Source organism: Actinomadura flavalba DSM 45200 (assembly GCF_000374305.1).
Lineage (GTDB): Bacteria > Actinomycetota > Actinomycetes > Streptosporangiales > Streptosporangiaceae > Spirillospora > Spirillospora flavalba.
Map to the genome: position 1 here is coordinate 196,819 of NZ_KB894096.1, position 20,597 is coordinate 217,415.

The window sequence follows — 20,597 nt, forward strand, 5'->3', positions numbered from 1 at the left end:
CGGCGTTGGGTCGGTGTGGTGCGGGTCAGCCCGCCAGTTCCTGGGCCACGCCCTCGAAGTCCTCTGCCGTCAACGTCAGTTCCAGCGCGTCGCCCAGGGCGTGGGTCTCCTCGGCGCGGCCCAGCCGCCGCGTCGCCGCCCGGTCCAGATACGACTCCACCAGGCGCGCGCCGGTCAGACGGCCCCGCCCGCGCAGCGACGGCAGGTCGCCGCGCGCCGCCTCCCACGCGTCGGGCGCCAGCCGCAGCCGCCGCTCGTCGGCCAGCAGCCCCAGCAGCGCCTCGCGGACCTCGGCCGCGCCGGTGTCGGGCAGCCGCACCGCGCGCAGATCCGTCAGCAGCTCGGGCGCCGCCGCCGACAGCTCGCCCACCCGCTCGGGCGCGCACGTCGCCAGCAGCGCCGTGTCGCTCACCCCCTCCAGCCGCGCCCGGTACAGCGCCGAAGCGAACGCGCGGCCCTGCGCGTCGTCCAGGATCAGCTCGTCCAGGCCGTCCAGCAGCAGCGCGTGCCCCGCATGCTCGTCCAGCGCCGCGCCCAGCCGCTCGGCGCCGCCCGCCCGCAGATCCTCGGCGTGCACGGTGCGGACCTCGCCCGACGACACCTCCACCTCCGCCAGGGCCCGCGCCACCATCCGCGCCAGCCGCCGCTGCCCGCTGGAACGCTCCCCGATCAGCAGCAGAGCCGGCACCGACGCGCTCGACACCTCCTGCCCGCGCAGCCGCGCCGCCCACTTGCCGCGCCGCCGCGCCTCGGTCACCACCCGCTCGATGTCGTCGGCGCCGCACAGGAACCGGACCCCGTACAACTCCACCACCCGCGGCCCCGCCGGGTGCTCGGCCGCCGGGACCACCGGCGGCGGCGTCTCGGGCACCGGCACCGGCGGCGGCGGAAGATCGGGCGGCGACGCCGGATGCCGCGCACGCCCCGGATCGTCGAACTGCGTCGCGAACGCCCCCGAATCCACCTGCGTGCCCGCCGCTCCCGGCGGGGCGGCGGCACCGGACTCGGGCCACACCGGCGCCGTCGGCCCGGCGGGCGCCGCACCCGGCGGCGGACCCGGCGGGGGGACGGGCGGCGGGCCGGGTGGCTGCCCGGCGGCGTGCGGCAGCGGCAACGGCTGCGGCGCCGCGTCCCGCACCGCGCCCGCGCCCGACGGCCCGTCGTGCGGCCACCCAGCGTGCGGCCGCCCGTAACCGGGCTCGCGCGCCGACTCGTGCTGGGGCTCGTGCGACGGCCCATGCAGCGACCCGTGCCCGGGCCCGTGCGAGGACTCGTGCGAGGGCCCGTGCTCGGGCTCGTGCGAGGGGCCGTGCATGGACCGCCCCGGCTCGTGCGACGACCCGTACCCGGGCTCGTGCGGCGGGTGCTGGGCGTCGTGCTGGGGCGGGCGCGGCGGCGCCGACGGCGCCACCGCCGGGGGCGGCTCGGGCGCCCCGGTGTCCTCGGGGCCCGGCACCGGCGCCACCGGGGCGTCGGCGGGCGGCCCCTCCGGACGCGCCGCCGCCAGATGCGCCCGCGCCGCCGAGATGATGTCCCACGCCGACAGCTCGTCGGTCGACGGCGGGCTGTACAGGGCCGGGCTGGTCAGCTCCGCCGCGACCGCCTGCGGCACCGTGAACCCCGTCGCCGGGGGCGGCACCTGCGCCAGGCGGCACCACGTCAGCCCCAGCCCGTAGGTCGTGGCCAGCAGCGACGCCAGCACGTCGGCGTCCTGGGTGCGCAGCGCCGCGGGCAGCCGCCCGTCGCGCGGCCACAGCACCCGCAGCGGATGCGCCGGATCGGCCAGGACCGCCTGCACCGTGCGGGCACTGTCGGTGTCTAGCCACCGCTGCAACGCCGGAAGCGCCCCCGGCGCCGCCGCCAGATCGGCCGCCAGCACCGCCAGGCCCGCGTGCCGCACCCGGTCCTGGCCGCGCGCGAACGGGCCCGCCGGGGCCGCGCCGCCCGCCGCGCCCAGCTCGGCGACGATCTCCTGGAGGTCGTACAGGGCCAGCCGCAGGAACTCGCCCGGCGCGGTGTCGCGCATCATCGGCGTGGCGAACTCCGGCGGGCACCGGCGCCGCCACTCCTGCACGATCGCCGCCGGGCCGTACCGCGCCATCGCCAGGTCCTGCTGGACGTAGCGCAGCGACGCGCCCGTCACCGCCGCCAGCGCGTCGGCGCCCGGACGGAACCGCGCGTCGCCCTGCAACCCCGTCGCGACCTCGTACATGACGCGGGCGATGTGGGCGGCGCCGCCGCCGTCACCGGCGCCCAGCCGGTGCGCGTAGTACCCCGCCAGCGTCGAGAAGTCCGGCGGCATCATCCAGTGCAGCCGCTCGGCGGGCGTCGTCAGGTAGTAGGTGAACGACTCGATGAGCGGATGCTCGGTCAGCGCCACCGGCGCGCCCGCGCACCACAGCAGCGCCCCCCACGCCGCCGCGACCGTCGACGGCGTCCCCGGCTGGAACATCGGGTCGCGCTGCGCGAACTGCGCCGGGTTCACCGCCAGCGCCGTCGTCAGCGCCTGCGAGATCCGCGCGACGACGCCGGTGTCGGGCAACGCGCCCAGGAACCCGTGCGGGTTGACGCGCCCCGCCGACAGGTCCGGGCCGGTCGGGAAGAGCTGCGGCGGGATCGGCGGGGTGCCCGCGCCCTGCGGCGCCGGGACGGCCGCGGCGCGGTCGGCGGGCTGCGACGGCGGCGGGCACGGCTGCCACGAGCCGTCCAGGCCGCACCGGTACCAGCGGCCCCACGCCCCGTACAGCCACCACTCGCCCGCGCCCCACAGCATCCGCGCCGCGATCTGCTCGGCCCGCTGCGGCGGCGTCGCCGACGCCCACCAAGGGGCCGCGACCAGCTCCCGGACGTTGCCCTCGACCGCCGTGAAGAGGTCGGTGGACGGTCCGCCTGCGCCTGTTCCGGTTCCCCCGGTCCCCTGCCCGCTCACCCCGCGCATAGTAGTGGGCCGCGCCCCGGCCGGCCGCATTCCCGGCATCTCCCCGTCGCGGATGTAAGGACCCTTGTGCCAGGATGCTGCTGGCTTCCGGGCGCCGCCCGGACGGAGGGGGAGGCGCCCGTGGACGGCACCGCGCGGCTGCGCGCGCACGGTCTGGCGTTCATGCTGCTGTCCTCGGTGTGCTTCGGCGCCTCGGGGCCGTTCGGCAAGGCCCTCATCGAGGCCGGGCTCACCTCCTGGCAGGCCGTCTGGCTGCGCATCGCCGGGGCGGCCCTGGTCCTGCTGCCGGTCGCGCTGCTCGCCCGGGGCCGCGCCGGGCTGCGCAGTGCCCGCGCGCACGCCCCCCAGCTCGTCGCCTACGGCTTCACCGCCGTCGCCGGAGCCCAGGCCCTGTACTTCCTGGCCGCGTCCCGGCTGCCCGTCGGCATCGCGATCCTGCTGGAGTTCACCGGGCCCCTGCTCGTCCTGGTCTGGACGCGCGTCGTGCGGCGCGCCGCCGTGCCCCGCTCGGCCGTCGCCGGGGTCGCCGTCGCCCTGATCGGCCTCGCCCTGGTCGTGCGGGTCTGGACCGGACTGGACCTGGACGCGCTCGGCCTGGCCGCCGGCATCGGCTCGGCCGCCTGCGCCGCCGGATACTTCCTCCTCCTGGACCACCTCGGCTCGGCCGTCGACCCCCTCGTCACCACCGCCGCCGGGACCTGCGTCGCCGCCGTCGCCCTCGCCGTCCCCGCGACGCCCTGGTCGCTGCCGTGGGACGTCCTGCCCGGCCGCGTCGACTTCGCCGGCACCACCGCGCCCGGCTGGCTGCTCGTCGCCGTCATCGTGCTCGTCTCCACCGTCGTCGCCTACCTGGCCGGCGCCGCGGGCGTCCGCCGCCTGTCGGCGCCCATCGCCGGAGCCGTCGCCTACACCGAGACCGTCGCCGCCACCCTCATCGCCTGGGCCGTCCTCGGCGAGACCCTCACCCCCGTGCAGATCGCCGGCGGCCTCACCGTCCTGACCGGCGCCTACCTCGCCCAGCGCGCCGTCACCCCCGGCACCGCCCCCGCCGCCCAGCCCACCACGCCGCCCGTCCACACCGGCTGACCGCCCGGCGCCCCGCACTGCCTAAACTCCATGACTGCGGAGGCACTCATGGACACCCTCACCGGTCACCCCATCGACATCCCGGCGCTGCTGGCCCATCTGCGCGACCACGACCGCCCGCTCACCCTGCCGCGCGGCGGCACCCTGTGCTGGGACGACGCCGAACTGCACCACACCGCGCACGCCTCCGCCCCGCGCCTGTACCCGCTGCTGCCGCTGGTGCCCGGCCTGGCCGCCTGGCAGCGCGCCCGCGTGCTGCTCGGCGTCCTGGCCGCCTCCCAGGCCGGGCTGCCCGACGCCGACCGCGCCGACCTGGCCCGCCTCACCGCCGTCCTCACCCGCGCGCTGCCGCCCGGCCACGTCGTCACCGCCCTGCTCGCCCTGCGGCGGCTGCGCGCCAACCACAAGCACACCACCCGCGCCATCCTGCGGTTCGTCCTGGAACACCCGCACGCCGACGCCCTCATCGCCGCCCGCCGCGCCGCCCTCACCGACTGCTTCGAACACGCCCTGGGCGCCGCCACCGCGCGCGGCTGCGCCCGCCGCGCCGCCGCCGGCGACACCGGCTCGGACTACCTGCGCCGCCGCCTGCTGCGCTTCCTCACCGACCCCGCCACCGCCCTGCCCCGCGTCACCGCCCTGTACGGGCCCCCGCCCGGCCCCGGCGCCGTCCCCGCCGACCCGCCCGCGCCCGGCACCCTGGACGCCCGCGACGACCGGCTCGCCGCCCTCCTGCACGCCCCCGCCCCCGACGCCGCCGAACGGCTCCGCCGCGCCCTGCGCGCCCGCCTGGACGACCTGCACCCCCACAACCCCTAGAAACCCCGGCAAAGAAACCCCGCCCGCCCGGGCGCCCCGCCCCCGTCCCGGCGGCCGGGCGCCTACCGTCCGACCATGCCCGAACCCGACCCCGCCGACTCCCCGGACCAGACGCCGGACGAGAACCCGGGCAGCACGCCGGAGAACGCCGCGAGCAGAACGCCGGACGACGCACCGGACGACGCGGCGGGCAAGCCTCGGGACAAGGCGGGGGACAAGGCGGGGGAGGCGCGGCGGCCCGGGACCGTCAGCACGCACACGCCCGAGGTCGCCGCGCAGCAGGCGCGCGCCGCCGCCGATCCGCGCCGCATGCCGCCCTGGCTGCCGCGCGCGTTCGTCCTGGCCGGGACGACCGTCCTCGCGTTCATCGCCGGGCTGTGGCTGCTCGGACGGCTGCGCGACCTGCTGCTGTTGCTGCTCACCTCGCTGTTCCTGGCGTTCGCCATCGAACCGGCCGTCAACTGGCTGGCCGGGCACGGCTGGCGGCGCGGCCCCGCCACCGGCCTCATGTTCCTGCTCCTGGCCGCCGTCGCCGCCCTGTTCGGCGGCGTCCTGGGCTCCCTGCTCATCGCCCAGACCACCCACCTCATCAACGCCGTCCCCGGCTACGCCGACCAGGTCGTCGGCTGGATCAACGACGCCTTCGGCACCGACCTGTCACCCGGCACCCTCCTGCAACGACTGCCGTCGATCACCGAGGAACTGTCCCGGCACGTGTCCGACCTGGCCGGGAACGTGTGGGGGATCGGCGCCACCGCCGCCGGCGTCCTGGTCAAGGGCCTCGGCATGCTGCTGTTCACCTTCTACCTGTCGGCGCAGGGCCCCCAGTTCCGCCGCACCGTCTGCTCGGTGCTGCCCCCGCACCGCCAGCGGCAGGTGCTGCGCGCCTGGGAGATCGCCGTCACCAAGACCGGCGGCTACATCTACTCCCGCGCGCTGCTGGCCGCGTGCTCGGCCGTCGCGCACTACATCGCGCTGTCGCTGCTGGACGTCCCCTACGGACTCACCCTCGCGCTGTGGGTCGGCGTGGTGTCCCAGTTCATCCCCACCGTCGGCACCTACCTGGCCGGGGCGCTGCCCGTCGTCGTCGCGCTCGCCCAGAGCCCCGCCACCGCGCTGTGGGTGCTGCTGTTCATCGTCGCCTACCAGCAGTTCGAGAACTACGTCCTGCAACCCCGCATCACCGCCCGCACCCTGGACATGCACCCCGCCGTCGCGTTCGGGCTCGTCCTGGCCGGCGCCGCCGTCATCGGCCCCGTCGGAGCGCTGCTCGCCCTGCCCGCCGGGGCCAGCATCCAGGCGTTCTTCTCCGCCTACATCCGCCGCTACACCGTCGAGGACCACCCCCTCACCACCGTCCCCGCCCGCCCCGAACGCCGCCGCAGACGCCGCTGATCAGGACGCGGGCAGCAGCCCGTGCCCGGCCAGGAACCGCGCCAGCCCGCCCGCCCCCCGGTACCGGTGCGCGACGAACCCGTGCCGCGCCGCCGCCGCCACGTTGGCCGCGCCGTCGTCGACGTACAGGCACCGCGACGCGTCCGCGCGCAGCGCCGACAGCATCCGCTCGAAGGCCGCGTCCTCCGGCTTCACCGCGCCCAGATCGCAACTGAAGAACAGCCGCTCGAACACCGCCATCGACGGCGACACCCGCAGCGCCGCCGCCAGATCCGGCGGCGCGTCCGACAGCAGCGCCAGCCGCACCCCCCGCGCCGCCAGGTCCCGCGCGAGCCGCACCGTCGGCGGATGCGGGTTCAGGCACCCGCCGATGTCCAGCGCCCACAGCCGCTGCCGCGCCGCCTCGTCCCAGCCCGCGCCCGTGTCGGCCGCCACCCCCGCCCAGAACTCCGCCGCCGACCCGCCCAGGTTGTAGGGACGGCGACGGCCCCAGAACGCCGCCCAGAACACCTCCGGGTCCACGCCCGCCGCCCGCTCGATCCGCGCCCGCACCGCCGGGGGCAGGTTGCGCGACAGCACCTCGGAGTAGTCGAACACCACCAGCTCCGGCGTCACCGGCCCTCCCCGTCCCGCGCGCCCGGCACCACCCGCAGCAGCGCCCGCACCCGCGTCAGCGCCTCGGCCGCCGCCGCCTCCCGGTCCATGCCCGCGTCCTCCCACTCCACCGAGATCGGCCCGGTGTAACCGATCGCGTTCAGCACCCGCACGATCGCCTCGAAGTCGACCTCGCCGTGCCCCACCGACACGAAGTCCCAGCCGCGCCGCGGATCGGCCCACGGCAGATGCGAGCCCAGCCGCCCGTTGCGGCCGTCCAGCGCCAGCCGCGTGTCCTTGAAGTCCACGTGCAGCAGCACGTCGCGGAAGTCGCCGGCGAACACCGCCGGGTCCAGGCCCTGCCACACGAAATGGCTCGGGTCCAGGTTGAACCCGAACGCCGGATGGCCCTGCACCGCCTCCAGCGCGCGCCGCGCCGTCCAGTAGTCGTAGGCGATCTCGCCCGGATGGACCTCCAGCGCGAACCGCACGCCGACCTGGTCGAAGGCGTCCAGGATCGGCGTCCAGCGGCGGGCGAAGTCGCCGAAGCCCGCCGCGATCCGCGCCTCGCTCACCGGCGGGAACCGCAGGAACATCGGCCAGATCGACGACCCGGTGAACCCCACCACCGTCCGCGCCTCCAGCCACGCCGCCGCCTGGGCCGCCGCCCGCATCGCCTCGGCCGCCCGCCGCCGCACCCCCTCGGCGTCGCCGTCGCCCCACACCCACGGCGGGACGATCCCGCGATGCCGGTCGTCGATCGGATCGCACACCGCCTGCCCGATCATGTGCGCGGCCAGCGCGTGCACGCGCAGGCCGTGGCGGCGCAGCGTCGCCCGGACCTCGCGCAGATAGGACGGGTCGCCGGCGCGGCGCAGGTCCAGATGCCGGGGATGGCACGCCAGCTCCAGCCCGTCGTACCCCCACGACTCCGCCAGCCGGCACACCTCCGCCAGCTCCAGGTCCGTCCACTGCAACGTCAGCAGCGTCACCGGCCGCCCGGCCACGTCCGCGCTCATCCCGCCTCCCCGGCCGCGCCGTGCAGGACCTCGGCCAGCACCTCGCGGCGCATCCCCGCGTCGTGCGCCGCCCGGCCCAGGCCCACGCCGTCCAGCGGCGCCACCGCCGCCAGCCGCGAGAACACCCCCGGCACCACCGCGCCGCCGTACAGGACGCGCACCGGGCCCGCGCGGCCCCGGCCGATCGCGTGCAGGGCGTGCAGGACGGGCGCCGCGTACTCCGGCGCCGCGGCCTGCTCGGCGCCGATCGTCCACGCCGGTTCGTACATCAGCACCAGCGGCGCGCCCGGCGGCAGCGCCGCCGCCACCACCGACGCCTGCGCCGCCGTGACCGCCTCGGCGGCCGGGCCCCGGCCCGTCTCCCCGACGGTCACCACCGGCACCAGGCCCGCCCGCGCCGCCGCGGCCGCCTTGCGGGCGACCAGCGCGTCGTCCTCGCCCAGCGCCCTGCGGTCGGCGTGCCCGAGCAGCACGTGCGTGCACCCGACCTCGGCCAGCAGCGCTGGCGCCACCTCGCCCGTCGGCACCCCCGCGTCCCCGTCGTGCCAGCAGTCCTGACCGGCCACCGCGATCCCGGTGTCCTCCAGCGCGCGCGCCGCCGGGCCCGTCAGCGGCCCCGGCACGGCCACGAAGAACCCCGCCGCCGCCAGCGGCGCGGCGTCGGCGCGCAGCTCGGCCAGCCACGCCGCCAGGCCGCGACGGCCCAGCAGCCCCTTGGTGTTGGTGCCGGTCACCCGCGCCGGAAGCGCGGCCGGTCCCGCCGCAACGCCCATGACTACTCCAGGTTGGTGTGCTGCGCCGACATGTAGTCCGGATCGGCCGCGCCCGACCGCTCCAGCGTCAGGATCAGCACGTCGAACAGCAGCAGCGCGCACTGCTCGAACAGCGTCCCGACGAACTGCTCCGAGCCCGGCCGCCCGGCCGTCTCGTGCTCGGTCACGTCCACCACCAGGTCGGCGGCCTCCGCCAGCGCCGCCGCCGGATCGCCCGTCACCGCCGCCACCCGCGCGCCCGCCGCCCGCGCCGACTCGGCCAGCGCCAGCACGGTCGGCGTGGCGCCCGACCCGCTGCACGCGATGAGCAGATCGCCCTCGCCCGCCGCCGGGGCCGTCACCTCCTGGGCGACGTGCGCGGTCACGCCGACGTGCACGAGCCGCATCGCGAACCCCTCCGCCGCCAGCCGCGAACGGCCCGCGCCCAGCAGGTAGACCCGGTCGGCGGCCCCGATCTCGCCGAGCAGCGCCACCGCCTGCTCGGCCCGGACCGCCCCGACCGTGGCGGCCACCTCGCCGAGGACGCACGAACGCGCCGCCGGAAAATGGCCGAGATACCGCTCGCGGTGCGCCGGGGTGAAACGTTCTGAGTCGTCGCGGGAGTGCGGCGACGAGGCCGGTCGGATCATGGAATCTCCCAACGTCCGGTCACCGGAAAGGAATCGGGAACACCGCGACGATCCGGAGTGATCGCAGTTCAACGGTGTCCTGGTGGGCCCGCGTCCGTCTTTCTCATGGAGGGGGGCGCGGATAAGGCGATACCCCGCGGTGAGATCACTAGTCGCATTTCCGAGAAAAAATAGAAGTGGTCCGGCGCGGATATGAAAGATCATGAATAAATGCCGGGGGCGGTGGTGAACCCGACGAGTTAAGTCGGGTATGTCGCCCGGTCGTGCGCCACGACGGGCTTCCCGGCGGTTTTTGTCAACGAGCTTCACACCCCGCCGGGCAAGTGCTGCGCCCGAGGTGAAGACCTGCCCGCGGACATGACCGTACGGTCGTCCCCTATCGCGGCCGAAGCACGTCCGGCCGAACCCTGCACCGCGAACCGGAACGCCAAAGGAGCCCCCATGACCGCGGGCGTCGCCGATGTGGGCAACAGCAGAACGCCGCTGCCCGACATCTCTCCCAATGCCGTCCCGCTCGTCGAACGCATCAGCGTCGTCGTCTTCGTCGTCGGCCCCGTCATCGCCCTGGCCGCCGCCGTCCCCTTCTTCTGGGGCTGGGGCCTGGGCTGGACCGACGTCGCGATCTTCGCGCTCCTGTATCCGTTCAACGCGCTCGGCATCACCGTCGGCTACCACCGCTACTTCACCCACGGCGGCTTCAAGGCCAAACGGTGGCTGAAGATCGTCCTGGCCGTTCTCGGCGGACAGGCGTGGCAGGGCTCGGTGATCTTCTGGGTGGCCGACCACCGCCGCCACCACAAGTACTCCGACCGCGAGGGCGACCCCCACTCCCCGTGGGCGTTCGGACCCGGCGTCTGGGGTCTGACCAAGGGCCTGTTCCACGCCCACATGGGCTGGCTGTTCCGCAAGACCCGCACCTCGCGGACCAAGTACGCGCCCGACCTGCTCAAGGACCCCGACCTGCGGTTCATGAGCCGCAACGACGTCTACGTCCTCATCGCCGCCAGCACGCTGCTGGTCCCGATGGGCCTGGGCGCCCTGCTCACCTGGTCGTGGCACGGCGCCGTCACCGCCCTGTTCTGGGCCGGAATCCTGCGCGTCTTCGCCGGCGACCACATCACGTTCTCGATCAACTCGATCTGCCACGTCTTCGGCAAGAAGCACTTCAAGACGCGCGACGAGTCCCGCAACGTGTGGTGGCTGGCCCTGCCGTCCTTCGGCGAGTCCTGGCACAACCTGCACCACGCCGACCCCACCTGCGCCCGGCACGGCGTCCTCAAGGGCCAGATCGACATCAGCGCCCGCGCCATCTGGCTCTTCGAGAAGCTCGGCTGGGTCTGGGACGTGCGCTGGCCCGACGAGGAACGCCTCGCCGCCCGCCGCCTGCACCCCGAGCCCACCGGCACCCGCTGACCCACCCCCTCCGACCTCCGGCCCCCCTTGGCTTCTTTGGAGCGCCTCGCATGACCCTGAAGGAACTGGACCGCACCCCGCTCGTGCACCGCCTCGCCCGCTGGGCCCAGCAGTACCCCGACGACCGGGCGTACACGTACATGGACTACAGCGAGAACGTCGACGGCGTCGCCGTCGAGATGACGTGGGGCGAGCTGGACCGCCGCGCCCGCGCCCTGGCCGCCGTGCTGCGCGACGGCACCGACGCCGGCCAGCGCGCCGCCATCCTGGCCCCGCAGACGCTCGACTACATCATCGGGTTCCTCGGCTGCCACTACGCCCGCGTCATCGCCGTCCCGCTGTTCTCCCCGGACCTGCCCGGCCACGCCGACCGCCTCGTGGCCGTCTACGGCGACGCCGAGCCCGAGACCGTCCTGACGATCACCTCCGCGCTGCCGCACGTCGAGGCGTTCTTCGACCAGCACACCCTGCCGCGCCCCAAGCAGATCATCACCGTCGACACCATCGACACCACCCGCACCTGGGACGACGAGCCGATCTCCGCCGACGACCTGGCCTACCTCCAGTACACCTCCGGGTCCACCCGCGTCCCCGCCGGCGTCATGCTCACCCACGGCAACCTGGCCGCCAACGCCGAGCAGTGCTGGGGCACCTTCGACGGCATCCCGCGCGTGTCCACCGGCGTCAACTGGCTGCCGCTCTTCCACGACATGGGCCTGGTCACCGCCGTCGGCCTGCCCATCGCCTACGCCAGCCCCGCCGTCCTCATGGACCCCGTCGCGTTCATCATGCGGCCGATCCGCTGGCTGGAACTGCTGTCCCAGCAGGGCCACGCGTTCACCTGCGCCCCCAACTTCGCCTACGACTACCTGTCCACCAAGGTCAGCGAGGAGGAGAAGGAGGGCCTGGACCTGTCCGGCGTGCAGGTCTTCATGAACGGCGCCGAGACCATCCGCGAGGAGACCCTCAGCCGCTACCTGGACGCCTACGGCCCCAAGGGCCTGCGCCCCGAGGTGCAGGTCCCCGCCTACGGGCTCGCCGAGGCCACCGTCTACGTCTCCTCCTCCTCGCGCTACGAGGTCCCCACCGTCCGGGCCTTCGACCGCGACGCCCTCGGCCGCGGCGTCCTGGAGCCCTGCGACCGCGACGCCGAACGCGCCACCGTCCTGGTCGGCTGCGGCCAGCCCTACGGGCAGCACGTCGCCGTCGTCGACGCCGAGACCGGCGTCCGCCTGCCCGACGGGCACATCGGCGAGATGTGGATTCACGGCCCCAACGTCACCGCCGGCTACTGGGGACGCCCCGAGGAGACCGCCGAGACGTTCGGCGCCGTCCTACAGGGCACCCTCGGGGACCTGCCCGCCGGGCCGTGGCTGCGCACCGGCGACCTCGGCGTCTGGTACGACGGCGAGCTGTACGTCACCGGCCGCATCAAGGACCTGGTCATCGTCGACGGCCGCAACCACTACCCGCAGGACATCGAGTACACCGCCTACCACGCCCACGAGGGCGTGCGCCGCGAGTACGTCGCCGCGTTCGCCCTGGGCGGCGAGGAGACCGAGCGGCTCGTCGTCGTGGCCGAGCGCAACCGCCGCGTCCCCATCAAGCGCCTGGACCTGGACGCCGTCACCGACGCCGTCCGCGCCGCCGTCAAGCAGCACCACGACGTGCGCGTCCACGAGCTGGTCCTCATCGAGCCGGGCGGCCTGCCCCGCACCAGCAGCGGCAAGGTCTCCCGGCACGCCTGCCGCAAGGCGTACCTGGAGGGCACCCTCCCGGTCACCGACCTGTCCGCCGCCACCGGCTGACCCGCCCCCCGACAGCGGCCCGGTGCCCGAGCACAAGGGGGCTCGGGCACCGGGCCGCTCCCACGTCCGGCGCCCGCGCGGCGCCCGGAGAACGACCGAACGCCCGGACCCTCGGCGGGTCCGGGCGTTCGTGTGCGTGCGGGGGTCAGGCGGGCTTGGCGCCGACCGCCTTGATCAGGTTGGGCCAGACGGCGGTCGCCTCGCGAATCCAGGCGGGCCAGTTGTGGCGGCCGTCGTCGTAGATGTGCGCCGTGTAGGGGATCTTCAGGGTGTCCAGGCGCTTGCGGAAGTCCTCGTTGTTCGAGCCGATCGCGATCTCGCTCAGCAGGCCGATGTCCCACGGCGCGACGTCGGGGTCGCCCGGGCCCGGACGGCCCGTCGTGCCCGCCGAGAAGAACAGCCCCGTGCCGCGCAGCTTGTCGGCCAGCGTGTACGGGTCGTGGGCCTGCCACGACGCGTCGTCCCACCACGGGATGCCCCAGATCGCGTACGGGTCCTGGCCGTTGCCCATGTTGGTGAACATCAGCAGCGCCGGGATGCCCGGCTGGCGCATCGACAGGATGCCGCTCAGCGACGCCACGTACTTGAACGATCCGGGCTGCCGCGCCGCGTAGCTGAACGCGCCGTGCCCGCCCGAGGAGTTCCCGATCGCCGCGCGCACCGTGCTGGCGCCGTAGTTGCGCTCGATGAGCTGGAAGACCTCCTTGGTGTGGAAGGTCTCCCACTTGGGCGTGCCGCCCTTGCCGTAGTTGCGCCAGTCAGCGTACGAGCCGTTCTCGGCCTCGGGCATCACGACGATGACCTGGTACTTGCGGGCCCAGCCCTCGATGTCGGTGCTGCGCGACCACGACAGGTAGCCGTCCTGGCCGCCGTGGAACGCGTAGATGACCGGGTACTTGGTCGTCGACCCCTCGCGCCAGCCCGTCGGCAGCAGGACACGCGTCTTGACCGACTTGCCCAGCGACGGCGAGTTGATCGTCAGGTCGATCTGGCCCGCGGCGATCTGCTGCACGGAGGTGATCCGCGCGCCGGTGTCGGCCGCCTTGGCCGGAGCCGCCGCGGCCTGCGCCGGGACCGCCGCCACGCCCGCACCGGAGACCAGCGCCACGCCGATCGCCGACGCGGCCAGGGAACGACGCCACCGGACGGGCGGACGGACGGGCGTGGAGGGGGACATGGCACTCCCAGAGCTTCAGGGCAGGGGCGACCCGGATGATCGCACTGATAGCCGCAGAGTGTCCCGTATCTGCGTGTTGTGCTCTATGTCCTTAAGTGACAAAACAGTGATCAATGTGTGTCGGCGGGTGAGCCCCCCAGGTCAGCGGCGGGCCCGGCCATCGCGGTCCATGCGGCAGGATGCGGGGATGCAGGTGCTCCGAACGCGGGACGGGCGCCGCACCCGCGCGCCGTCCCGCACCTCCGTCATCGCCGCAGCGGCGGTCCTCGCGGCGGTGCTGGCCGTCCTCACCACGGCGGACGTGCTGGCCGGCGGCGCGCTGCGCCGGTTCGACGCCTGGACGTTCGCCAGCGGGCTGCCGCCCCGCACCGGCGTCCGGCACATGATCTGGCGCACGATCGTCAACGGCGGCCAGTACTGGATCGTCGGCTCCCTCACCGCGCTGGCCGCCCTGTACGCCGCGTGGCGCGACCGGGCGCCCGGCGTCGCGGTCCGCGCCGCGCTGTGGCTGGTGACAGCGCTGGCCGCGACGCGCGGCGCCCAGTACCTGTTCGCGCGGACGCCGCCGCTGGACGGCCGCGACGCGCTCTTCCAGGACGGGTTCCTGTCCTATCCGTCCGGGCACGCCGCCAACGCCGCCGGATGCCTGCTCATGATCGCCGTGCTGCTGCGCGCGTCGCGCCGCTGGACGGCCGCCGCCGCCGTGCTGGCCGCGGCCGTCGCCGTCGCGACCGTCACGCTCGGCTACCACTGGCCCACCGACGCCCTGGCCGGATGGGCCCTGGGCACCGCCCTCGGCTGCGCCGGGGCGCTGCTGGTGCCCGGCCGGTCAGGCGAGCCCGGCGAGTAGGTCGGCCAGCCGCTCCGGCTCGGACAGCATCGGCCAGTGCCCGGTCGGCAGCTCGGCGAAGCTCCAGCGCTCGCCGCCCAGCTCGGCGAACATCGGCGCCCCGCCCTCGATCATCTGCCGGACGGCCGGCAGCGGGATCGACGTCGCCACCATCGTCGCCGGGACGGCGGGCGGCTCGGGCGCCCGGTGCAGCGCCCCGGTCACCGCGCCCGCCGGTTCGGGCGTCGCGCGCTCGCGCAGTAGCGCCAGGTCCGCCTCCGACAGGCCCGCCAGGTCGGGAGCGTCCGGGTTCGCGGTGAACGGCGGCGGCGGCAGGAAGCGGCCGCCCGTCGCCGCGATGGCCTTCTCGCCCTCGGCCCGCTGCTCGGGCTCCCAGAAGTCGAGCACGCCCAGGCCCGACGGCAGCGGCGCGGTGTCCACGTAGACGACGCGCGCCAGCCGGTCCGCCAGCCGCTCGGCCGCGCCCGTCACCGGCACCGCCGCGCCGCTGTGCCCGACGAGCACCACGTCGCGCAGGTCGCCGTCCTCGACGACCGCGACGATGTCGGCCACGTGGTCGTCCACGCCCGCGCCGTCGGCCTCGTCGGCGCGCTCCGCCAGCCCGCGCAGCGTGACCGCGCGCACGGTGTGGCCGGACGCGCGCAGCCGCGCGGCCACCCCGTCCCACGCCCACGCGCCGAGCCAGAATCCGGGGACCAGTACGAACGTCGCCATCGTCACGCCTTTCTCGGTGCATCCGTTGATCACCAACCTAGGATCGAATCCGGTCAGAAGCCGTCCGGATAGGGGAGTGGTCCATGTCACATCCGACGACGCGCATCCTGGCCATGCTCGAACTCCTCCAGTCCCGCCCCCGCCTCACCGGAGCCGAACTGGCCGCCCGGCTGGAGGTGGACGAGCGCACCGTCCGCCGCTACGCCGCCCGCCTGGCCGACCTCGGCGTCCCCGTCGTCGCCGACCGGGGCCGGCACGGCGGCTACCGGCTCATGCCCGGGTTCAAGCTGCCGCCGCTCATGCTCACCGACGACGAGGCCACCGCCGTCGTCCTCGGCCTGCTGGCCGGACGCCGCGTCGGACTGCCCGGCCAGGCCACCGAGAGCGCGCTGGCCAAGGTCGAGCGGGTCCTGCCCGCCGCGCTGCGCGACCGCGTGCAGGCGCTGCGCGGCACGCTGGAGTTCACCCTGGCCGGACGCGACGGCGCCGCCCCCGCCACCGGCCCGCTGCTCACCCTGGCCGCCGCCGCCCGCGACCACCGCCGCGTCCGCCTCGCCTACCGCAACTGGCGCGGCGGCGCCACCCGGCGCGACCTGGACCCCTACGGCCTGGTGTTCCACTCCGGCCGCTGGTACGTCACCGGCCACGACCACGCCTCCGGCGAGACCCGCACCTTCCGCGTCGACCGCGTCGCCGAAGCCGTCCTCGACGACGCGCGGTTCACCGTCCCCGACGGGACCGACGCCGTCGCCCTGGTCACCCGCGCGCTGGCCGCCGTCCCCTACGCCCACGAGGTCGAGGTGCTGCTGGAGACCACGCTGCCCGAGGCGCGCCGCCGCGTCCCGCCCACCGTCGCCGGGTTGCGCGCGGTCGAGGGCGGCGTCGTCCTGACGCTGCGCACCGAGCGCCTGGACGGCGCCGCGCTACTGCTCGCCGGGCTCGGCGTGCCCTTCACGATCCGGCGGCCCGACGCGCTGCGCGGCGCCGTCATCGACCTGGCCGCCCGCCTGGACGCCCGCGCCCGCCGCTGACCGGCCCGGACGGCGCGCGTCCCACTCGCGGCGCAGCATCGCGTAGACGATCTCGTCGCTCCACTCGCCCTTGACGAACTCGTTCTCGCGCAGGTGCGCCTCGCGGCGCATGCCGAGCCGCTCCAGGACCCGCGCCGAGGCGTCGTTGCGGGCGTCCAGCCGCCCGGTGACGCGGTGCAGTCCCAGTACCTCGAAGCCCAGCCGCAGCCCCACCTCGGCCGCCTCGGTCGCGTACCCGTGGCCGTGGAAGTCGGGGTGGAACAGGTAGCCGAGCTCGCCCTGCCGGTGCTCGCGGCTGTGCCAGCGCAGGTTGATCTCGCCCATCAGCCGCCCGTCCGCGCGGTCCACCACCGCCATGACGAGCCAGTCGCCCTCCTTGCCCAGGGTGGACGCCGCCATCTTCTGCTGGAGGAACACCCGCGACTCCTCCAGGTCGCGCGGCTCCCAGTACAGGAACCGCGCCACCTCCGGAAGCGACTGGTACGCGAACAGTTCTTCCAGGTCACCCGTCTCGAACGGGCGCAACAGCAATCGTTCGGTCAGCAAGGGATAATCGGGGCGCAGCACGCTCCGATCCTAGGGGCGCGCCCAGCGGCGCGTCAGCCCGCCAGCGCGGTCGCCCCCTGGACCGGAAGCGTCGCGGGCCGGGGGCCGAAGGGCAGATGCGCGTGCACGCGCGTGCCGCCCTGCGCACGCCGCTCGACCGTGCACAGACCGCCCAGCTCCGCCGCGCGTTCCCGCATCCCCACCAGCCCGACGCCCGCCGGGGCCGACGCCCGCACGCCCCGCCCGTCGTCGGCGACCTCGACCTCCAGCGCCCCGGCCACCGCCGCCAGCGACACCACCGCCGCCGACGCCGCCGCGTGCCGCGCCACGTTCGACAGCGCCTCGCCGACGATGCGGTACGCGGCCTCCTCCACCGCCGCCGGCAGCGACCCCAACTCGCCCGAGCAGCGCACCGACACCCGCAGCGAACGGCCGTGGAAGCGCGCCGCGACCTGCTCCACCGCGCCCGCCAGGCCGAACTGGTCCAGCGACGGCGGGCGCAGGTCGTGCACCAGCCGCCGCACGTCGCCCAGCACCGCCGACAGGTCGCCGCGCACCGACACCAGCGTGCCGTCCGCGCCCGCCGCGTCCCGCACGGCCAGATGACGCGCCGCCTCGATCTTCAGCGTCGCCGCCGCCAGCGCCGGGCCCAGCCCGTCGTGCAGGTCGCGGCGCAGCCGCCGCCGCTCCTCGGCCACCGCCGTCACCAGCCGCTCCCGGCCCGCCTGGAGCTCCTCGCTCAGCGCCGTCGCGTGCGCCGCCGCCGCGGCCTGCCGGACGACGTCGGCCAGCAGCCGCTGGTCGGCGTCCGACAACCGCGCCCCCGCGCGCGGCACCAGCGCCAGCCGCCCGATCGCCGTCCCCCGGTACTCGAACGGCAGCACCACCGCCCCCTCCCGGAACCCGCCGTGCTCCACCACCACCGTGCGGCCGTCCGGCCGGTCCAGCTCGACCCGCACGTACGGGGACCGGAACGAGGACGCCACCACCCGCGCCACCTCGGCCAGCAGCTCGTCCGGCCCGACCGACTCCTCCAGCCGCGCCGCCAGCGCCGACACCACGTCGTAGGGTTCGGCGCGGCCCGTCAGCACCCGCTCCACCCACCGCTGCAACCGCACCCGCAGCGGCGCGTACAGCACCGCGACCACGCCCGCGCCCGCCACCGCCGCGACCGGCTCGTCGATCACCATGCCCGCCGTGACGAACACCGCCACGTCGATGCCGACCACCACCGCCGCCAGGCCCGCGTACAGCAGCGTGCGGCCCAGCAGCAGATCGACGTCGTACAGCCGGTACCGGGCCACCGCGACGACGACCGCCGCCGCGATCACCACGTGCATGAGCACCAGCGTGACGTCCCCGAGGAACACCTTGGCCCACTGCGGCGCCGACGCCGTCCCCGCCATCAGCGCCACGAGGAGCACCACGTCGGTGACCAGCGCCAGCAGCATCCACCGGAGCTGCGTGCGGCGCGCCTCGTCAGACCGGCGGAACCGCGTCGCGAACGCCGCCACGCCGAGGAAGAACGCGAGCAGGAACCCGATCCAGAACACCAGCGGCGTCAGCGGCCAGAACCCGTCCGGCAGCGGCGGCGTCAGCGGGTCCAGCGGGACGCCCGCCAGCCCCGGCGCGCGCCCCTCGTCCCCGGACATGACGTCCCACGGGATCGTCAGCAGCACCAGCGCGCCGAGCGCCTGGAGCCCGACCGCGATCCCGGCGGGCCACCACCAGCGCCGCGATGGCAGCCGCCCGTCGGGGAAGAACAGCAGCGTCAGCGGCACGATCATGTTGATCAGCGGTCCGGCGCGGCCTCCGACGAACACCGCGAGGCCCGTCCCGGGCAGGTCGCCGTGGTGCAGCAGCACCGACGTCGAGGCGTAGGCGGCGCCGAACCCGTTGGCGACGGCGACCGCCCCGCCCGCCAGCATCAGCCACGTGATCGGATGGCGCGGCAGCCGCGTCCCGAGCACGCCGCCCGCCAGCGCCAGCGGCAGTCCCGACAGCGCCGAGCCCCAGAACGGCCAGTCCAGCGGCCCGGGCGGGCGCGCGTCGCCCAGCGCCACGTCCAGCCACACCGTCGCGGCCGTCGCCACGACGCACAGCACCGCCACCGCCACGGCCGCGCCCGCCGGGCGGCGGCGCGCGGCGGCGTCGGGAGAAGAAACGGAGGTCACGGTCCCAGCATGACCGTGATCCCGTCCCGGTCACCCGGGAGCGGCGTCCCCGCGCCACCGGGACATCGGTCACCGCGCCGCGTCCCCGATCATCAGGGAGCCCCGGCCCTGGTCGCCCGGGACGCCGGACCGGCAGTGTGAGGGTGCCTCCCGCCACCGCAACGGACGTAAAGGACCCCCATGACGCTCCATGCCGCGCCCGCGACCCCCGCCGTCGCCCCCCTCACCGCCGCGCGCGCCACCGGCGCCGCGCTCGCCGCAGGCGCCACCGCCTGGGCCGCCACCCTCCTCGCCGCCGGGGACCGGGTGAAGGAGGTCCTGCCCGCCGAGATCGCCGGGAGCATGGCGTTCGTGCTGTCGGTCCTCGCGCTGGTGCTGCTGCTGCGCGCCGTCCGCGCCACCGGCGACCGCGCCGGGCGCGTGCTGCTCACCGTCGAGACCGCGCTGCTGACCGCCGCCGCCCTCTGGTGCGTCACCGCCCTGGCCTACGGCGACGACGGCCCGTCCTGGACGCTGCCGCTGGACCTGTGCTGGCCGCTGTCGATGCTCGGCATGCTCGTCGTCGGCATCACCGCCGTCCGGAAGGGACGGCTGCGCGGCGGCGCCCGCTGGCACCTGCTCGCCGCGTCGCTGTGGCTGCCCGTCACGCTGCCCGGCCAGGCGCTGCTCGGCGACGCGGGCGGCACCTACCTGGGCGCTGGATGGCTCGTCCTCACCTACGCCACCTTCGGCGTCCGGCTCGCCGTCGCCCCCGCCGCCGTCCTGCCGCGCGCCTAGCCCCGGCCCACGAACGACGGCATCGCCGTCGCCAGCACCGACATGAACTGGACGTTGGCCTCCGGCGGCAGCTCCGCCATGTAGAGGACGCCTTCCACCACCGCGGACACGTCCATCACCGGTTCGGCGCGGACCGACCCGTCGGCCTGCACGGTGCCCGCCCCGAAACCGGTGGACATGTCGGTGGCGGCGTTGCCGACGTCGATCTGCCCGCACGCGATCCCGTACGCGCGGCCCTCCAGCGACAGCGTCTTGGTCAGGCCCGTCACCGCGTGCTTGCTGGCGGTGTAGGCGACGGCGTGCGGGCGCGGGGTGTGCGCCGACAGCGACCCGTTGTTGATGATGCGCCCGCCCCGCGGGTCCTGGTCGCGCATCTGCGCGAACGCCGCCCGCGCGCACAGGAACGCCCCGGTCAGGTTCACCGCGATGACCTCGTCCCAGACGGCGGGGGAGAAGTTGGGCACCGGCGCGGTCGCGCCGAACACCCCGGCGTTGTTGACGAGCAGGTCCAGCCGCCCGAACCGGTCGGCGACCGCCGCGAACAGCGCGTCCACCGACGCCGCCGACGTCACGTCCGCCGGGACGGCCAGCGCCCGCTCCGGCGCCCGCGCCGCGCCCGCCTCCAGCGGACCGGGACGCCGTCCCGCCAGCGCCACCCGCCAGCCGCGCTCCAGCAGCGCCGCCGCGACCGCCGCGCCGATCCCCGACCCGGCCCCGGTGACCAGCGCCACCCGTTCCCGCTCCGCCATCACGCGCCCTCCCTCCGGCGGCGCCCATCCCATCACACCCGTCGCACGGTGTAGCGGCGGCCTCAGCGGACACGATGCAGGAAGGACACCTTTCCGCCCACGCTG

General features: G+C 75.5%; 18 protein-coding genes. 8 read left to right on the top strand and 10 right to left on the bottom strand.

The window, feature by feature from the left end; all coding sequences use genetic code 11:
- Positions 1-25 precede the first annotated feature (25 nt).
- Positions 26-2,929: an ATP-binding protein gene (locus tag C229_RS0116890; RefSeq protein ID WP_155884891.1), complete on the bottom strand. Its 2,904-nt coding sequence runs from the start codon at positions 2,927-2,929 to the stop codon at positions 26-28.
- 129 nt (positions 2,930-3,058) lie between these two features.
- On the opposite strand from C229_RS0116890, the gene C229_RS0116895 reads away from it, so the two are divergent.
- From C229_RS0116895 to C229_RS0116905, 3 genes are all read left to right on the top strand, one after another.
- Entirely contained in the window at positions 3,059-4,024 is a 966-nt protein-coding gene (locus C229_RS0116895) for an EamA family transporter (RefSeq protein ID WP_018656267.1), read from the top strand.
- Positions 4,025-4,054: 30 nt separating this feature from the next.
- Entirely contained in the window at positions 4,055-4,843 is a 789-nt protein-coding gene (locus C229_RS30935) for a hypothetical protein (RefSeq protein ID WP_155884892.1), read from the top strand.
- A gap of 75 nt (positions 4,844-4,918) precedes the next feature.
- The gene (locus tag C229_RS0116905) at positions 4,919-6,238 is read left to right on the top strand and encodes an AI-2E family transporter (protein WP_018656269.1); all 1,320 of its coding nucleotides are present in this window, start codon (positions 4,919-4,921) and stop codon (positions 6,236-6,238) included.
- Here the strand turns inward: C229_RS0116905 and C229_RS0116910 are convergent, their stop codons facing one another.
- Genes C229_RS0116910 through hxlB form a run of 4 tightly spaced genes read right to left on the bottom strand, consistent with a single transcriptional unit; the run spans position 6,239 to position 9,253 of the window.
- Entirely contained in the window at positions 6,239-6,853 is a 615-nt protein-coding gene (locus C229_RS0116910) for an HAD-IA family hydrolase (protein ID WP_018656270.1), read from the bottom strand.
- Positions 6,850-7,851: a sugar phosphate isomerase/epimerase family protein gene (locus C229_RS0116915; protein ID WP_018656271.1), complete on the bottom strand. Its 1,002-nt coding sequence runs from the start codon at positions 7,849-7,851 to the stop codon at positions 6,850-6,852. The genes C229_RS0116910 and C229_RS0116915 overlap by 4 nt, the downstream gene beginning before the upstream one ends.
- A complete protein-coding gene (locus C229_RS0116920) occupies positions 7,848-8,624 on the bottom strand; it encodes a triose-phosphate isomerase (RefSeq protein WP_018656272.1) in 777 nt (258 codons plus the stop codon). The genes C229_RS0116915 and C229_RS0116920 overlap by 4 nt, the downstream gene beginning before the upstream one ends.
- Before the next feature lie 2 nt (positions 8,625-8,626).
- Positions 8,627-9,253, bottom strand: a complete 627-nt coding sequence (hxlB, locus tag C229_RS0116925) for a 6-phospho-3-hexuloisomerase (RefSeq protein ID WP_018656273.1) — start codon at positions 9,251-9,253, stop codon at positions 8,627-8,629.
- Between the two features lie 441 nt (positions 9,254-9,694).
- Here hxlB and C229_RS0116930 point away from each other — a divergent pair, with 441 nt between their 5' ends.
- Both C229_RS0116930 and C229_RS0116935 read left to right on the top strand, forming a co-directional pair.
- Entirely contained in the window at positions 9,695-10,666 is a 972-nt protein-coding gene (locus tag C229_RS0116930) for an acyl-CoA desaturase (protein WP_018656274.1), read from the top strand.
- Between the two features lie 50 nt (positions 10,667-10,716).
- A complete protein-coding gene (locus C229_RS0116935) occupies positions 10,717-12,474 on the top strand; it encodes a fatty acyl-AMP ligase (RefSeq protein WP_018656275.1) in 1,758 nt (585 codons plus the stop codon).
- A 145-nt stretch (positions 12,475-12,619) separates the two neighbouring features.
- Here the strand turns inward: C229_RS0116935 and C229_RS0116940 are convergent, their stop codons facing one another.
- Positions 12,620-13,651 (bottom strand): alpha/beta hydrolase, encoded by a 1,032-nt coding sequence (locus tag C229_RS0116940; RefSeq protein WP_018656276.1) that lies wholly within the window; start codon positions 13,649-13,651, stop codon positions 12,620-12,622.
- A 187-nt stretch (positions 13,652-13,838) separates the two neighbouring features.
- Here C229_RS0116940 and C229_RS0116945 point away from each other — a divergent pair, with 187 nt between their 5' ends.
- Positions 13,839-14,501, top strand: coding sequence for a phosphatase PAP2 family protein (locus C229_RS0116945; RefSeq protein ID WP_018656277.1), 663 nt, complete (start codon positions 13,839-13,841; stop codon positions 14,499-14,501).
- Here C229_RS0116945 and C229_RS0116950 read toward each other — a convergent pair.
- A complete protein-coding gene (locus C229_RS0116950) occupies positions 14,481-15,215 on the bottom strand; it encodes an alpha/beta hydrolase (protein WP_026313873.1) in 735 nt (244 codons plus the stop codon). The genes C229_RS0116945 and C229_RS0116950 overlap by 21 nt on opposite strands.
- A gap of 83 nt (positions 15,216-15,298) precedes the next feature.
- Here C229_RS0116950 and C229_RS30940 point away from each other — a divergent pair, with 83 nt between their 5' ends.
- The gene (locus C229_RS30940) at positions 15,299-16,246 is read left to right on the top strand and encodes a helix-turn-helix transcriptional regulator (RefSeq protein ID WP_018656279.1); all 948 of its coding nucleotides are present in this window, start codon (positions 15,299-15,301) and stop codon (positions 16,244-16,246) included.
- Here C229_RS30940 and C229_RS30945 read toward each other — a convergent pair.
- Together C229_RS30945 and C229_RS0116965 are read right to left on the bottom strand one after the other, a co-directional pair.
- Positions 16,139-16,813, bottom strand: coding sequence for a GNAT family N-acetyltransferase (locus C229_RS30945; protein ID WP_081639917.1), 675 nt, complete (start codon positions 16,811-16,813; stop codon positions 16,139-16,141). The two genes, C229_RS30940 and C229_RS30945, sit on opposite strands and share 108 nt — an antisense overlap.
- A 32-nt stretch (positions 16,814-16,845) precedes the next feature.
- Positions 16,846-18,966 carry a sensor histidine kinase gene (locus tag C229_RS0116965; RefSeq protein ID WP_018656281.1) on the bottom strand — a complete coding sequence of 707 codons (2,121 nt, stop codon included), beginning with the start codon at positions 18,964-18,966 and terminating at the stop codon, positions 16,846-16,848.
- A 180-nt stretch (positions 18,967-19,146) separates the two neighbouring features.
- On the opposite strand from C229_RS0116965, the gene C229_RS32985 reads away from it, so the two are divergent.
- Positions 19,147-19,743 carry a hypothetical protein gene (locus tag C229_RS32985; protein ID WP_018656282.1) on the top strand — a complete coding sequence of 199 codons (597 nt, stop codon included), beginning with the start codon at positions 19,147-19,149 and terminating at the stop codon, positions 19,741-19,743.
- On the opposite strand, the gene C229_RS0116975 is transcribed toward C229_RS32985, so the two are convergent.
- Entirely contained in the window at positions 19,740-20,492 is a 753-nt protein-coding gene (locus C229_RS0116975) for an SDR family oxidoreductase (protein WP_018656283.1), read from the bottom strand. The two genes, C229_RS32985 and C229_RS0116975, sit on opposite strands and share 4 nt — an antisense overlap.
- Between the last annotated feature and the right edge of the window lie 105 nt (positions 20,493-20,597).